Here is a 13602-nt window from a genome sequence, read left to right as displayed (position 1 = left end):
CCGGCCCCCGCCGTCTCTCGTACTGCCCCTCAGATCTTCTCGAACGGGTCATGCTCGGCCAGCAGCTTGTCCAGCCGCGCCTGGTCGACCCGGCTCAGGATCTGCCCGGCCTCCTGGCGGTCCCGGATGACCTTGGCCAGGGTGAAGGCGGAGGTGACGAGGTAGAGGACGGCGATGCCCAGGAACGCGCGCACCCAGGCGTCGGCCTGGAGGTTGAAGATGCCGATCGCGGTGGCGGCCAGGGCCACCCCGAAGGACGCCACGGCCTGCCCGTAGAACGCGGCCGTACTCTGCTGTTTGACCGGTGTGTCGCTCATGCGGACCAGGGTCGGCGAGGGTGACGCCGGCCACATCCGCTCAGGTACTCAACCCGGTACTCAGAACGCCGACACTCCGGTCAGCGCCCGCCCGATGACCAGCTTCTGGATCTGGCTCGTGCCCTCGTAGAGGGTCATCACGCGGGCGTCGCGCAGCAGCTTGCCCGCCGGGTACTCGTCGATGTAGCCGTAGCCGCCGAAGACCTGGACGGCGTTGTCGGCCGCGCGTACGGCGGCCTCCGAGGCGAACAGCTTGGCCTTGGAGGACTCCACGGAGAACGGCAGCCCGCGGTCGATCAGGTCGGCGACCCGCCAGGTCAGCAGCCGGGCGGCGTCGACGTCCACGGCGATGTCACTGATCAGCTCCTGCACCAGCTGGTGACCCGCGATCGGCTTGCCGAACTGCTCACGCTCACCGGCGTACTTCACCGCCGCGTCGAGGGCCGCCTGGGCTATGCCGACACAGCCCGCCGCGACCGACATACGGCCCTTGGCCAGGGCGGACATGGCGACCGAGAAGCCCTTGCCCTCCTCGCCCACCATGGCCGACGCGGGGACACGTACGTCCTCCAGCACCAGCTCGGCGGTGGCCTGCCCGCGCAGACCGAGCTTGCCGTGGACCGTGCGCCGGGTGAGTCCGGGCGTGTCGGCCGGCACGAGGAAGGCGGAGACGCCCTTGTGGCCGGGCGCGTCCGTGGAGCGGGCGAACAGCAGCACGACGTCGGCCCAGGTGCCGTTCGTGATGAACATCTTGGTGCCGCTGATGACGTAGTCGCCGTCGACACGGACGGCACGGGTGGAGAGGTTCCCGGCGTCCGATCCCGTGCCCGGCTCGGTGAGGCCGAAGCAGCCGACGTACGCGCCGGAGGCGAGGCCCGGGAGCCAGCGCCGCTTCTGCTCCTGGCTCCCCCAGGCGGCGACGGTCTTGGCGACCAGGCCCAGCGACACGGACACGATCCCGCGCACGGACGAGTCGCCCCGCCCCAGCTCCTCGGTCACCAGGCAGTACGCGAGGTGGTCACCGCCCGAGCCGCCGTACTCCTCGTCGATCGTCAGGCCCAGGAACCCGACCGCGCCGAGCTTCTTCACGATGCCCCGGTCGACCTCCTCGGCGCGGTCCCAGGCCACGACATGAGGGGTGATCTCGCGTGCCACGAAGTCCCGGGCGAGCTGCCGGACGGCGGTCTGCTCCTCGCTGAGCTCCAGGTTCACCGCTGACCACCTCACTGAAGACATAGCTTTAAATTAGCGCTGCTAGTTTAAGGCGCAGCCCTACTATGTGCGCCATGGCCCGACCGCGCAAGCCCCTCCTGAGCACCGAACGGATCGTCGAGACGGCCCGCGCGCTCGTGGACGCGGAGGGCCTCGCGGCCGTGTCGACCCGGCGGCTCGCGGCCGAGCTGGGGGTGAGCGGGCCCTCGCTCTACAACCACTTCCGGACGAAGGACGAGATCCTGGAGGCGGTCGCCGACTCGGTGAGCGCCCGGGTCGACCTGTCGATGTTCGAGGACGCCCGGGACTGGCGGACCGCGCTGCACGACTGGGCCGTCTCCTACCGGACCGCACTGCGCGCCCACCCGAACATCGTCCCGGTCCTCGCCCGCGGCCCCGGCCGCCGCCCGGCCGCGCTGCGCCTGGCGGACGCGGTGTACGGCGCGATGGTCGCGGCGGGCTGGCCGCCGGCGCAGGCCACGTCCATCGGCGCGCTGATGCGGTACTTCATCATGGGCTCGGCGCTCGGCTCGTTCGCGGGCGGCTTCGTGGACGACGCGAGCGCGTACGACCCCGCCGACTATCCCCACCTCGGGCAGGCCCACCTCCTCGCCGAGCAGCAGGAGAAGATCGACGAGCGGGCCTTCGAGACCGGGCTGACGGCGCTCCTGGACGGGCTGGCGCGGCAGTACGAGCAGGTGCGGCGGACGGCGTGACCGCCTCTCGGACCGCCGCCGCCACCATGCGGATCACCGCCGCCACCACACTTCGGCGGGCGCCGAAGTGTCCGTGCCCGATGCTGGAGCCATGACCACGAGGGACTCCGGGGCGCCGGGGCTGGCGCGGCTCGCCGGGCTGATCGCCGACGAGACCAGGGCCGTCTGTCTGCTCGCCCTGCTGGACGGGCGGGCGTGGACCGCGAGCGAGCTGGCGCGGCACGCGGGTGTGGCCGTCTCCACGCTGAGCGAGCACCTGGGCAAGCTCGTCGCGGGCGGGCTGCTGACCGAGGAACGGCAGGGGCGGCACCGGTACGTACGGCTGGCCGGCGCGCGGACTGCCCAGCTCGTGGAGGACCTGGCCGCGCAGGTCGCCCCGGGGACGGCTCCCCCGCCTCGCACGCTGCGCGAGTCCAGTGCCGGATCGGCGATGGCCCGCGGCCGCACCTGCTACGACCACCTCGCCGGACGTCTCGGCATCGCCCTCACCGAGGCGCTGACCGCACGCGGCCTGCTGCGCGCGACGGGTGCGACAGCCCCCGGGTTCGCGCTCACGGACGCCGGGCTGACCTGGTTCGACACCACCGGCATCCCCCTGGACCGCCGGACCCGCCGCCCACTGGCCCGCGCCTGCCTCGACTGGACCGAGCGCCGCCCCCACCTCGCGGGCGCCGCAGGCGCGGCCCTGTGCCGGCACGCCCTGGACACCGGGTGGTGCGTGCGCATCGGCTCCGAGCGGGCGGTGAAGGTGACGCCGGCCGGCGAGCGAGCGCTGTCGGAACTGCTGGGCATCGAGTCCGACTCGCTGCGCTGACCGGACGCCGCACGCCCGAGGCCCGACCCGCCGGAGCGATCCAGGTGGGAATCCCCCGCCCTGCCGGGGAGAGCTCCAAACGGTCGCCCTGAACTGGGCGAGGTCGGTACGCCCCGGCCCCGGCAGTCGGCTCGGGGCCGCCGTGCATCAGTCGTCCTCTACCTGGGCGTGTTCCCCACCGCCCTGGCCTTCACCACGTGGGCGTACACCCCGGCCCGTACGACCGCCACCCGCATGGGCGCGACCACGTACGCGGTGCCCGCTCTGGTCGTGATGTCGTGGCTGGCGCTCGACGAGGTGCCGGAGCCGCTCACGCCGGCCGGCGGGGTGCTGTGCCTGGCGGGGGTCGCGGTGTCCCGGTCCGGGCCGCGGCCCGCCCGGGTCGTGGCGGCGGAGCCACGGACCGAGCGGGCCGAGAGGTCAGCGTGAACGCGCCCGGTCCGCAAGGACCTTGATGGAGACCAGCGCGATCACCGACAGGGCGATGATGTAGCCGGACACGGCCATCGAGGTGCCCGTGGCCTCCAGCAGCAGCACCATCACGAACGGTGCGAGCCCGCCGCCGGCGACGGCCGCGATCTGGTAGCCGAGGGAGGCGCCGGTGTAGCGCATCTCGGGCGTGAACAGCTCGGCGAACAGGGCGGCCTGAGGGCCGTACATGATGCTGAGGAAGCAGCTGGCGACGAAGGTGCCGACCGCCAGCCACAGCAGCGAGCCGGTGTCGATCAGCAGGAACAGCGGTACGGCCCACAGGGCGATGCCGACCGCGCCGAGCGCGTAGATGCGGATGCGGCCGATCTTGTCCGAGAGCGCTGCGGCGGCCGGGATCAGCACGAGCTGGGTGAGGCTGACGCAGAGCGAGACGGTGAGCACGGCGCCGCGCTCCATGTCGAGTTCGCGGGTCGTGTAGTCGAGGACGCCGGTGATGAGGATGTAGAAGGTCGCGGTGTTCACGGCGAAGGAACCGCCGGCGAGGAGGACCGTGCCGAGGTGGTCGCGGAGGATCGTGCGCAGCGGGGAGGTGCGCTCGGTCTTCTCCTGTTCGGTCAACGCCCGTTCGGCTGCCCGGAATTCGGGGGTCTCCTCGACTCTGGTGTGGATGTACCAGGCGAGGCCCAGGACGAGCAGGCCGACCAGGAACGGCACGCGCCAGCCCCAGGCGGCGAACGCGGAGTCCGTGGTGAGGGCGCCGGCCAGCAGGAAGACGGTGTTGGCGGTGACCACGCCGATGGGGACGCCGAGTTGGACGACGCTGCCGTAGACGCCGCGCTTGCCCTCCGGGGCGTACTCGGTGGCCAGCAGCATCGCGCCGCCCCACTGGGCGCCGACCGCGACGCCCTGCGCTACGCGGAAGAGGACGAGCAGGATCGGGGCGGCGACGCCGATCGTCTCGTACGTGGGGAGCAGGCCGATGCCGGTGGTGGCCAGGCCCATCAGGGTGAGCGCGAGGACCAGCATCGGCTTGCGGCCGCGTTTGTCGCCGAGCTGGCCGGCGACGATGCCGCCGAGGGGGCGGGCGAGGAAGCCCACGGCGAAGGTGGCGAAGGAGGCGAGGACGCCGGCGGTGGGGTTGCCGGCCGGGAAGTACAGGTCGCCGAGGACGAGGGCGGCGGCGATGCCGAAGACGAAGTAGTCGTACCACTCCACAGCGGAGGCGAGGGCGGCGGCGGTGGCGACCCGGCGGCGGTTGCCGGTGGGGAGAGCCGTGGTGGAGGCGGGGTGAGCGGATGGGGCGGTGTCCATGCGTGCACGCTCCGGTGGGTGCGAGGGGACGTTGCGGGGAACATACTGACCGGCCGGTATGGGGTCAACGGGTGTGCACGGTGTTTGCCTGGGCCAGTGGTGTGCGGTGCGGGCCCGACTGATGGCCGAGAACGCCGACGGGCGGCGTACGCCGACTTGGTGTCGGTGCACGCCGCCCTGGAGTGGGACGAGTTGCGGGAGGTGGCCCGCGCTGTCGTGGCGGTTACTTCGGGTCGCGGTTGAACTTCGAGGTAGACCAGAGGTAGCCGAGCACCGCGAGGCCCAGGCACCAGATGACGGCGAGCCATCCGTTGTGGCCGATCTCGGTGCCGAGCAGCAGGCCGCGCAGGGTCTCGATGGCGGGTGTGAACGGCTGGTACTCGGCGACTGGCTGGAACCAGCCGGGCATGGCCTCGACCGGGGTGAAGGCGCTGGACAGCAGGGGCCGAGCCACCCGTGGCGGCGCCGCCACGCCAAGCGGCTCGGGGATCCCGAAAGAGACCCCTCAGAACACCACCAGCGCCCGGCCCCCCTTCCCCGCCAGCATGTTCTCGAACGCCGCCGGGATGCCGTCCAGGGCGATGCGTTCCGTGACCAGGGTGGTCAGGTCCAGGCGGCCCGTGCGGACGTGGTCGGCCAGTACCGGCAGGTCGCGTGCCGGGTCGGAGTTGCCGTAGACGCAGCCGGTGAGGGTTCTGCCCCAGTGGAAGAGTTCGAGGGCGTTGAAGGTGACCTGCTCGGTCTTGGCACCGATGCCGACGACCGTGGTGCGGCCGCCGCGGCGGGTGGAGTCCCAGGCCGCGCGGATGGCGGCCGCGCGGCCCGCGCACTCGACGGCGGCGTCGACGCCCTGCTTCCCGGTGAGGGCGCGGATCTCGCGGGCGGTGTCCTCGGAGGCGAGGACGTAGTCGGTGGCGCCGGCGGCGCGGGCCAGGGACTCCTTCTCCGGGGAGACGTCGACCGCGACGATGCGCGCGGCGCCCGCGATACGGGCCGACTGGACCGTCGCGAGGCCCACTCCTCCGAGGCCGAACACCGCCACCGTTTCGCCCGGCTGGACCTTCGCCGCGTGGTGCACGGCGCCGTAGCCGGTGAGGACGGCGCAGCCGAGGAGGGCCGCGTCGGTGAGCGGGACGCCGTCGGGGACGGGCAGGGCGCAGGACGCGGGGACGACGGTCTCCTCGGCGAACGCGGCGACGTTGAGGCCGGGGTGGAGGTCGGTGCCGTCCACGGTTCGGGCGTACATGTTCGCCGAGCCGGCGAGCGCGTTCGCGCAGAGCCAGACCTCGTCGAGGGCGCAGGCGGGGCAACTGCCGCAGGACGGGGCCCAGTTGAGGACCACGCCGTCGCCGGGCGAGAGGTGTGCGACGCCCTCGCCCACGGCTACGACCGTGCCCGCGCCCTCGTGGCCGAGGACGGCGGGGACCGGGACGCGCAGGGTGCCGTTGGACAGGGACAGGTCGGAGTGGCAGACCCCGGCGGCGGCGAGCCGGACACGGATCTGACCGGGGCCGGGGTCCGGCAGGTCGATACCGGTGATCTCCAGCGGCGCTCCGACGGCGGGCAGGACGGCGGCGCGGACGGCCATGGCGTACGACTCCCTGAACGCTGGACTCAGAACTGGAGGGACTTGGTCTGGAGGTACTCGGCGAGGCCGTGCACGCCGAGTTCGCGACCCACGCCCGACTGCTTGTAGCCGCCGAAGGGGGCGAGCGGGTTGAAGCGGCCGCCGTTGATGTCGACCTGGCCGGTCTCCATGCGGCGGGCGAAGGCCACCGCCTCCGCCTCGTCCCCGGCCCAGACGGCGCCGGCGAGGCCGTAGACCGTGCCGTTGGCGATCCGCAGGGCGTCCTTTTCGTCCTCGTACCGGAGGACGGAGAGGACCGGGCCGAAGATCTCCTCCTGCGCGATGGTCATGCCGGGTGTCACGTCGGCGAAGACCGTGGGGCTGACGAAGTAGCCCTTCTCGCGCGGGGATTCGGGGCCGCCCGCGATCAGGCGCGCGCCCTCGGCGATGCCCTTCTCGATGTAACCGCGCACCCGTGCCTGCTGTGTGGCGTTCACGACCGGGCCGATGCGGTCGCCGTACTTGGCTGCGGCCGTCGACGCCAGCTCCGCGGCCTCGTCGTACTGGTCCCGGTGCACCAGCATGCGCGTCCAGGCGCTGCACGTCTGGCCGGAGTTGGACATGACGTTGGCGACGCCGACGTTGACCGCGCGGGCCAGGTCGGCGCTCGGCAGGATCACGTTGGCGGACTTGCCGCCCAGTTCGAGGGCGACCTTCTTGACGGCGCCCGCGGCGATCGCGCCGATCCTCCGGCCGACGGCCGTGGAGCCGGTGAAGGAGACCAGGTCGACGTCCGGGTGCTCGGCGAGGGCCTGGCCCGCGACCGGGCCGACGCCGGTGACCAGGTTGAGGACGCCCGCCGGGATCCCCGCCTCGTGGACCGCCTCGGCGAACAGCTGGGCGACCAGCGGGGTGTCCTCGGCGGGCTTCACCACGATCGTGCAGCCGGCCGCCAGCGCCGGGGCAGCCTTGGCGACGATCTGATGCAGGGGGTAGTTCCAGGGCGTGATCGCGCCGACCACGCCGACCGGCTCGTGGTGGATCGTGGAGTTGCCCGCCTTCTCCTCGAAGGCGTACGTCGCGGCCAGCTCGGCGTACGAGCCCGCGACCGCGACCGGCACGGCCGCGTGCACCTTCTGCGACAGGGCCAGCGGTGCGCCCAGCTCGGCGGTGACCGTCTCGGCGATCTCGTCCTTGCGGGCCACGAGCACGTCCCGCAGCGCGGCCAGGCGGGCGGCCCGCTCGGCCGGCGGGGTCGCGGCCCAGGCCGGTAGGGCGGTGCGGGCGGCCCGTACGGCGGCGTCGACGTCCTCGACGGTGCCCGCGGGGACCCTGCCGATCACCTGCTCGTCGGCGGGGTTGACGACGTCGATCGCGTCCCGGCCCGCGGCGGGGCGCCAGGCGCCGTCGATGTACATGCCGTCGTGTGCCTTCATCGCGCTTCCTCCCGGGCGGGGCATTCTCGTCCGGGACACAAACTAGCGGCGTTAGTTTTCGGCCGCCAGTGTGCCGGACGGAGCCATGATCGGGCCTCCGCCGGGCCCCGCGTCATTCGTCCAGGTCGGGCAGGCGCGCCGGGTGGGGGCAGATGCGCTCGCCGTGCTGGTCGAAGACGAACAGGTGGGCGAGGTCGACGAGGAGCGGGACCTGCATACCGTGCCGGAGGTCGAGGTCGGGGGTGGTGCGGACGACGAGGTCGCCGGGCAGGCGGGGCTCGGCCGTCGGGGGCGCGGGATCGGCGCCCCGTGCGTCGTCCAGGACCACGACCGGTCCGGCGCGCCGCGCGCCCGCCCGCTCCCGCAGCCGGCCCAGGACGTTGCCCTCGCGGCGGCGCCGCCGGGCGGGCCTGGCGAGCCCGGGACGTGGGGCCTCCAGGTCGGGTACGACGGCGGGCTGGGAGCCGGTGTGGAAGTGGACGAGGATCTCGTGGCCCTGGAACTCCACGTGCTGCACCAGACCGGTGAGCGGCACCTCGCCGGGCCGGGCGGCGGTGCGCTGGGCGATCCGCACGGCCTCCGAGCGCAGGCCCACGATGACCTCCCGGCCCTGCTGCACGCGCAGCAGCTGGTGGTCGAGGGACAGCGGTTCGGGCAGCCGCAGGTACTGCTTGCCCAGGCTGATCGTCATCGCCCCGTCCAGCGGGGCCCGGACCAGTCCGCGCAGCAGGTTGATCCGCGGCGTGCCGATGAAGGCGGCGACGAAGACGTTGCGCGGCAGCGCGTACACCATGCGCGGGGTGCCGACCTGCTGGAGCACGCCGCCGCGCAGTACGGCCACGCGGTCGCCGAGCGACATCGCCTCGGCCTGGTCGTGGGTGACGTAGACCGTGGTGACGCCCAGCTCCCTGGTGAGCCCGGCGATCTCGGCCCGCAGGTGGTTGCGGAGCTTGGCGTCGAGGTTGGACAGCGGCTCGTCCATCAGGAACGCCGACGGGTGGCGGGCGATGGCCCGGCCCATGGCGACGCGCTGGCGTTCGCCGCCGGAGAGCTGGGCGGGGAGGCGGTCGAGGAGGTCCTCGATGCCCAGCATGTGGGCGGTGGCGTCCACGCGGGGGCGCGGATCGGCGCCGGGGGCCTCGATGCGCAGGGGGAAGCCGATGTTGTCGCGGCTGGTCATGTTCGGGTAGAGGGCGAAGTTCTGGAAGACCATCGCCATGTCCCGGGCGGAGGGCAGCCAGTCGTTGGCGTGCTCGCCGTCGAGCAGCAGCTCGCCCTCGTCGATCTCCTCCAGGCCGGCGATCATTCTGAGTACGGTGGACTTGCCGCAGCCGGAGGGGCCGAGCAGGACGAGGAACTCGCCGGGCTCGACGTCCAGCGACAGCTCGTCCACCACGCGGACGCCTCGCGGGTAGGCCTTGCTCACTTCGTGCAGAGAGATGGCGCGTGTCATGAGGGTGTCCCCGGGGGCCGGTGAACGCCAGGTGCGAGTCGCACTGGGCGTGTTGCCGGTGACGGAAGTTAACGGGATGTGGGTGCCCGGGGGAAGATGCGTGACGAGATCCAACGCTCCGGTCCGGATGGCGAGAAAATGGACGATCACATTCCGACCTTTGGGCCCGCCAGACGGGCGAAATCCGATCACCCTGACTCTGGTTCTCCCTTCGTGGTGAGCATCCGCTCGACGCGGTCGAAGCGTTCGTGCAGCGCGTGCGCGGTCTCGTCGGACAGCCGATGCACGGCCTCTTCGGCACTCCGGGCCAGGTGCATTCGCCGCCTGTCCTCCCGGCCCACGAACCAGGTCGCCAGGGCGGCGGTGACGATGCCGTACGTGGTGATGCCGACGACCATCACGACCGCGCCGATGACCCGGCCCCATGGCGTCACCGGGTAGAAATCCCCGTAGCCCACCGTGGTCGCCGTCTCGATCGACCACCACAGCGCCCTCGGGTACGTCGTCAGATTCGCGTTCCGTGAGCCGTGTTCGGCGGCCACCACCGCCCAGGACCCGGCCAGCATCGTGATCGCCAGGACGGCCGTGGCACCGCCCGCGGCCTTCAGGTGCAGCGAGCGGCCCTCCCGGCCTAGCAGCACATCGATCGCCCTGGTCAGGAATCCGGGCAGCACGACTGGTCCTCCCGTCTGCGATCGCCGCGACGGGCAACGGTGATGGGCACACGCGCACGGCAGTCGGCAGCGGTCCCGGCAGCGGCTCGCGGGCGGTCCTCGGCGCCTCCCGGCATGCGCCCAGTGTCGGCCCACGTGGGGTGCGCCGCCACGCCGGCCGGGACATTCGAGGGGGGCGACCGGGGCCGCAGCGGTTGTCGGCCGCACGACGGCGACGCCTGACGCGACCTCACCCGTACGGGCTGCCGCGCTGGTGGGAGAGAAACGCCGGTGGTGCCCTGAGAGAAGCACCCCACCTTCAGGAGGCATCCACGATGGTCCCACGCCCGGCCGCCCGCTCCGCCCGTCGCCTCGCCTGCGCGCTCGCGGCCGGGGCGCTGCTGCCCACGGCGGCCTGCTCGAACAGTGACAGGGCGGGCGGCGGCTCAGGGGGTACGGATGTCCGTGCCTCGTCCGTGGTCAGGGGCTCCCCAACGGCCTCGGGGGGAACACTGACCGGGGCGGGGGCGAAGACCGCACTGATCGACGAGACCGATCTGGAAGGCGACTGGAACGAGGTCAAGGACGCGGCCACCTGGCGTGACTCGCTCCTCATCGGCAGGGTGGACGTCGCCGACTTCCTCACCGGCAAGGCGGCCGCCGCCGACTGCCAGCGGCTGCTCGACGCCCTCTACGACGACGACCTGCTGGGCAAGCCGTCGGGGCCGAGCGCGCTGACCGGTTTCTCCGACGGCGGCCAGGCCCGGATGTTCTATCAGGTCGCCGCCTACGACCGGAGCAGCCTGGACAAGTCGCTGGACTGGATGAAGTCGCTGCCGGTGAACTGCGACAGCTTCACTGTCACCGACAAGGACGGCGGCAACGAGCGGACCGTCCAGGTCATCGAGAACTCTCTGCCCCACGCCGGCGACGCCCGCCAGGGTCTGCGCGTGACGATGAAGGGAGACACGGACGGCATGCCCGCCACGCTGACGCTGGACGTCGCCGCCGTCCGCGTCGGCTCCGACGCCATCACCCTCACCAACGGCGGGCTCGACGGTGCGTCGCACGACTCCACCGAGCAGGCGGTCACCCTCGGCACACAACGGCTCAAGGACGTGCTGGCGGGCAGGACCCCCGCCGAGCAACCCCCCGGTCAGCAGGACTGACCTCGGCGCGGACGCCGGGCAGCCTGGTCAGTGCTGAATGGCGACCTTGGCAGCGACGAGCACCAGGCCGAGCGCGAGGTTGACGGCGCCTACGGACACCACCACACGGCGGGACGCGCCGGCCCGAATTCCCCCGGCGCCGGCCCAGACCGCCTGCTGGGCCACGGCAACGCCGAGCGCCAGCCACGCAGTGCCCGCGAGCCCCAGACCGAGCAGCGGACTGATCCCGACAGCGGCGGCCGGGGCAACGGCCGCCTGGGCGATCGGCCACTCGTGAGCGCAGAGGCGACGGACCGCCGACCACGTCAGGGGCCGGCGCGGCAGCAACTCGCCGACGAGGGCGGAGTAGACGTGCGCGGCCCAGAACACGACTCCTGTGCACAGCAGGAGCAGTACGAGCTGGACGCGCGGGTACGGGCCGGGCGTACTGGCTCCGGCGACCACGGAGGCGGCCAGGAGCGAGCCGTGTACCGCACCCGTGTAGTCGGTTGGGACGGTACCGGACGGTTGCCCGGTAGGACCCGGTTCTCGCAGAGAGGGCCGGTGTGTCACCTTTCTATGGTCATCACAAGGGCCGGGTCGCCGCCTACCCAACCGGGCCGTGCAGCGCGGCAGTCGGCGCACCCCGAAGCAGAACCCGGCGCGGCGCACCATGCATCCGGGCTCGAGATGCCGAGTCGCCGATCTGGTGCAAATCTGGACACAGGGCGCACCGGCGCCGGTGACAGCACGATGGGACAGCCCGAAGGAGCGCGGTAATGACCGGTCACGCCACAGATGCGCGGCACACCAGTCAACGCCCCACCGATCAGTGGGCGGCCCAAAGCCCATGGGCGACGGGATGGACCGCCGCGGCGGCGATTCTGATGATCTTCGGCGGGATCATGTCGATCTTCCAGGGCATCTCCGCCATCGCCGAGGACAATGTGTTCGTCGCCACGCGGAACTTCACCTACGAGTTCAGTCTCACCGGCTGGGGCTCGCTGCACCTGGCCCTCGGCATCGTGGTGGCCATCGCCGGCTTCGCGGTGTTCACCGGTGCGCTGTGGGCCCGCGCCGTCGGTATCGTGGTCGCCGGGCTGAGCATGGTGGCCAATTTCGTGTGGCTGCCTCATGCGCCGGTCTGGGCCATCGTGCTCATCATCGTGCACGGCTTCGTCATCTGGGCCCTTTGTGCGCCCCGCCGCAGCGTCGAGGCATAGAACCAACCGGCAACTGCCCAGAGGCGACCGTCGGCTGAGGACTGCGCGAGGAGCAGCGCATGGGCTTGGTCCTGCCGACTCTCTTCGCGCTGCTGGCCGCGGGCAGCAACGCCCTCGCCACCGTACTCCAGCGGCGTGCCGCGCTGACCGTGCCGCAGTCCCGGGGATTCCGCCCCGGACTGGTTCTCGACCTGCTGCGCCGGCCCGTCTGGCTCGCCGGGATCCTGGCCGTGATCGCCGCCGGCGTGTGGCAGGCGGCGGCACTTGCCACCGGCCCGCTCTCGCTCGTCCAGCCGCTGTTCGTCCTCGAACTGCCGCTCGCGCTGCTGCTTGCCTCGCTGCTGCAGCGCCAACGGTTGCCCGGCACGATGGTGCTGAACGTGTCGGTCGTCGTCGCGGGGCTGGGGCTGGCGCTCATGTCCGCCTCACCCGACGGCAACCGCACCCATGTGTCCCTCGACCGATGGCTTCCCGTCCTGGCCGGAAGCGCGGGCGCGGTCCTCTTGCTGGCCGTGGCGGGGCTGAGAAGACCGCCGGGCAGGGCTCGCGCCGGCTGTCTCGGCGCGGCCACCGCGATCTGCTTCGCCCTGACGGCCGGCCTGATGAAGACAGCGGTGCACATCCTCACCGACGACGGCATCACGGACTTCTTCACCGCCTGGCAGACGTACGCCTTCGGCGCCACCGGCGTCTGCGCCATGCTGATCCTGGAACACGCCATGCAGGGTGGGCCCTTGGTCGCCTCGCAACCCGCGCTCACCCTCGGCGACGCCACCGTGAGCCTGCTGCTCGGCGTGCTGGTGTACGAGGAGCATGTGCGGGCCGGCTGGTGGGTGCTGCCGGAGTTGCTCGGCGTCGGTCTGGTGGCCGCCGGCGTGTTCGCCCTCGCCAGGGGCGAGGCCGGCTCGGCCTAGATGATCAATTCCAAGGGATGCCTGCGGAGGGTGTGGGGTGGGCGGCGGCCGAAGCCACCGCGAGACGGTCAGGCGGCGGGCTGCCGGCCCTGGTTGTCGAGGTGGCAGCGGGCGGTCAGGCGTCAGGGTCGACTTCGGGGTGCGTGAACCGCACGGGCTTGCCCAGCGACCGGGCGTAGGCGATCTCGGCTCGGGTGCTGTCTCCGATGTAGTCGCCGACTAAAGCGCCTGAGTTCGCGATTACTGAGCGATCGAGGACGCGAACCTAGGCAGGGGTACTGATCGGGCAGGTGCTCATCGTCGTCCCTCCGTCCAGCAAATGAGGAAGTTCCATCGTGATTCGTGCAGGTCAACGGTCCTGGTGTGACGAGTGGTTGGGGTGCTCGCGCAGCTCATCACGGTGATC

At 72.1% G+C, this 13602-nt stretch carries 14 protein-coding genes and 1 pseudogene; 6 read left to right on the top strand and 9 right to left on the bottom strand.

Annotated elements, in window-relative coordinates:
* Nucleotides 1-29 precede the first annotated feature (29 nt).
* Nucleotides 30-317: a YiaA/YiaB family inner membrane protein gene (locus H8R17_RS13005; protein WP_187823326.1), complete on the bottom strand. Its 288-nt coding sequence runs from the start codon at nucleotides 315-317 to the stop codon at nucleotides 30-32.
* Between the two features lie 60 nt (nucleotides 318-377).
* A complete protein-coding gene (locus H8R17_RS13000; RefSeq protein ID WP_187823325.1) occupies nucleotides 378-1529 on the bottom strand; it encodes an acyl-CoA dehydrogenase family protein in 1152 nt (383 codons plus the stop codon).
* Between the two features lie 65 nt (nucleotides 1530-1594).
* Here H8R17_RS13000 and H8R17_RS12995 point away from each other — a divergent pair, with 65 nt between their 5' ends.
* The 3 genes from H8R17_RS12995 (at nucleotide 1595) to H8R17_RS12985 (ending at nucleotide 3488) form a co-directional block, all read left to right on the top strand.
* Nucleotides 1595-2245, top strand: coding sequence for a TetR/AcrR family transcriptional regulator (locus H8R17_RS12995; RefSeq protein ID WP_187823324.1), 651 nt, complete (start codon nucleotides 1595-1597; stop codon nucleotides 2243-2245).
* A 91-nt stretch (nucleotides 2246-2336) separates the two neighbouring features.
* Nucleotides 2337-3059, top strand: coding sequence for a helix-turn-helix transcriptional regulator (locus tag H8R17_RS12990; protein ID WP_187823323.1), 723 nt, complete (start codon nucleotides 2337-2339; stop codon nucleotides 3057-3059).
* Between the two features lie 60 nt (nucleotides 3060-3119).
* Nucleotides 3120-3488: a DMT family transporter gene (locus H8R17_RS12985; RefSeq protein WP_262505223.1), complete on the top strand. Its 369-nt coding sequence runs from the start codon at nucleotides 3120-3122 to the stop codon at nucleotides 3486-3488.
* On the opposite strand, the gene H8R17_RS12980 is transcribed toward H8R17_RS12985, so the two are convergent.
* The 6 genes and pseudogenes from H8R17_RS12980 to H8R17_RS12955 form a co-directional block, all read right to left on the bottom strand.
* Complete coding sequence (locus H8R17_RS12980) at nucleotides 3480-4802, bottom strand: MFS transporter (protein WP_187823322.1); 1323 nt, start codon at nucleotides 4800-4802, stop codon at nucleotides 3480-3482. The two genes, H8R17_RS12985 and H8R17_RS12980, sit on opposite strands and share 9 nt — an antisense overlap.
* A gap of 223 nt (nucleotides 4803-5025) precedes the next feature.
* Nucleotides 5026-5271 (bottom strand): annotated as a pseudogene (locus H8R17_RS12975) (ABC transporter permease); the annotation flags it as partial.
* Between the two features lie 36 nt (nucleotides 5272-5307).
* Entirely contained in the window at nucleotides 5308-6390 is a 1083-nt protein-coding gene (locus tag H8R17_RS12970) for a Zn-dependent alcohol dehydrogenase (RefSeq protein ID WP_187823321.1), read from the bottom strand.
* A gap of 26 nt (nucleotides 6391-6416) precedes the next feature.
* Nucleotides 6417-7805 carry an aldehyde dehydrogenase family protein gene (locus H8R17_RS12965; protein WP_187823320.1) on the bottom strand — a complete coding sequence of 463 codons (1389 nt, stop codon included), beginning with the start codon at nucleotides 7803-7805 and terminating at the stop codon, nucleotides 6417-6419.
* A gap of 112 nt (nucleotides 7806-7917) precedes the next feature.
* Nucleotides 7918-9258 (bottom strand): ABC transporter ATP-binding protein, encoded by a 1341-nt coding sequence (locus H8R17_RS12960; protein ID WP_187823319.1) that lies wholly within the window; start codon nucleotides 9256-9258, stop codon nucleotides 7918-7920.
* Between the two features lie 188 nt (nucleotides 9259-9446).
* Entirely contained in the window at nucleotides 9447-9932 is a 486-nt protein-coding gene (locus tag H8R17_RS12955) for a potassium channel family protein (protein WP_187823318.1), read from the bottom strand.
* 314 nt (nucleotides 9933-10246) lie between these two features.
* On the opposite strand from H8R17_RS12955, the gene H8R17_RS12950 reads away from it, so the two are divergent.
* Nucleotides 10247-11080, top strand: coding sequence for a hypothetical protein (locus H8R17_RS12950; protein WP_187823317.1), 834 nt, complete (start codon nucleotides 10247-10249; stop codon nucleotides 11078-11080).
* A gap of 27 nt (nucleotides 11081-11107) precedes the next feature.
* Here H8R17_RS12950 and H8R17_RS12945 read toward each other — a convergent pair whose 3' ends face one another.
* On the bottom strand, nucleotides 11108-11524 hold the full coding sequence (locus H8R17_RS12945; protein ID WP_316959389.1) for a hypothetical protein: 417 nt from the start codon (nucleotides 11522-11524) through the stop codon (nucleotides 11108-11110).
* Between the two features lie 314 nt (nucleotides 11525-11838).
* Here H8R17_RS12945 and H8R17_RS12940 point away from each other — a divergent pair, with 314 nt between their 5' ends.
* Together H8R17_RS12940 and H8R17_RS12935 are read left to right on the top strand one after the other, a co-directional pair.
* Entirely contained in the window at nucleotides 11839-12282 is a 444-nt protein-coding gene (locus H8R17_RS12940; RefSeq protein ID WP_223124974.1) for a hypothetical protein, read from the top strand.
* Nucleotides 12283-12341: 59 nt separating this feature from the next.
* On the top strand, nucleotides 12342-13196 hold the full coding sequence (locus H8R17_RS12935) for a DMT family transporter (protein ID WP_187823316.1): 855 nt from the start codon (nucleotides 12342-12344) through the stop codon (nucleotides 13194-13196).
* Nucleotides 13197-13602 lie beyond the last annotated feature (406 nt).

Source organism: Streptomyces sp. TRM68367 (genome assembly GCF_014495685.1).
GTDB lineage: Bacteria > Actinomycetota > Actinomycetes > Streptomycetales > Streptomycetaceae > Streptomyces.
The sequence above is the reverse complement of the archived record's forward strand: the minus strand, read 5'-3'. Positions and strand labels throughout refer to the sequence as shown.

What these genes read in the sequence shown, in the direction of transcription:
- H8R17_RS13005 (WP_187823326.1), bottom strand. Translation starts at nt 317, where the DNA reads ATGAGCGACACACCGGTCAAACAGCAGAGTACGGCCGCGTTCTACGGG.
- H8R17_RS12995 (WP_187823324.1), top strand. Translation starts at nt 1,595, where the DNA reads ATGTGCGCCATGGCCCGACCGCGCAAGCCCCTCCTGAGCACCGAACGG.
- H8R17_RS12990 (WP_187823323.1), top strand. Translation starts at nt 2,337, where the DNA reads ATGACCACGAGGGACTCCGGGGCGCCGGGGCTGGCGCGGCTCGCCGGG.
- H8R17_RS12980 (WP_187823322.1), bottom strand. Translation starts at nt 4,802, where the DNA reads ATGGACACCGCCCCATCCGCTCACCCCGCCTCCACCACGGCTCTCCCC.
- H8R17_RS12970 (WP_187823321.1), bottom strand. Translation starts at nt 6,390, where the DNA reads ATGGCCGTCCGCGCCGCCGTCCTGCCCGCCGTCGGAGCGCCGCTGGAG.
- H8R17_RS12965 (WP_187823320.1), bottom strand. Translation starts at nt 7,805, where the DNA reads ATGAAGGCACACGACGGCATGTACATCGACGGCGCCTGGCGCCCCGCC.
- H8R17_RS12960 (WP_187823319.1), bottom strand. Translation starts at nt 9,258, where the DNA reads ATGACACGCGCCATCTCTCTGCACGAAGTGAGCAAGGCCTACCCGCGA.
- H8R17_RS12950 (WP_187823317.1), top strand. Translation starts at nt 10,247, where the DNA reads ATGGTCCCACGCCCGGCCGCCCGCTCCGCCCGTCGCCTCGCCTGCGCG.
- H8R17_RS12940 (WP_223124974.1), top strand. Translation starts at nt 11,839, where the DNA reads ATGACCGGTCACGCCACAGATGCGCGGCACACCAGTCAACGCCCCACC.
- H8R17_RS12935 (WP_187823316.1), top strand. Translation starts at nt 12,342, where the DNA reads ATGGGCTTGGTCCTGCCGACTCTCTTCGCGCTGCTGGCCGCGGGCAGC.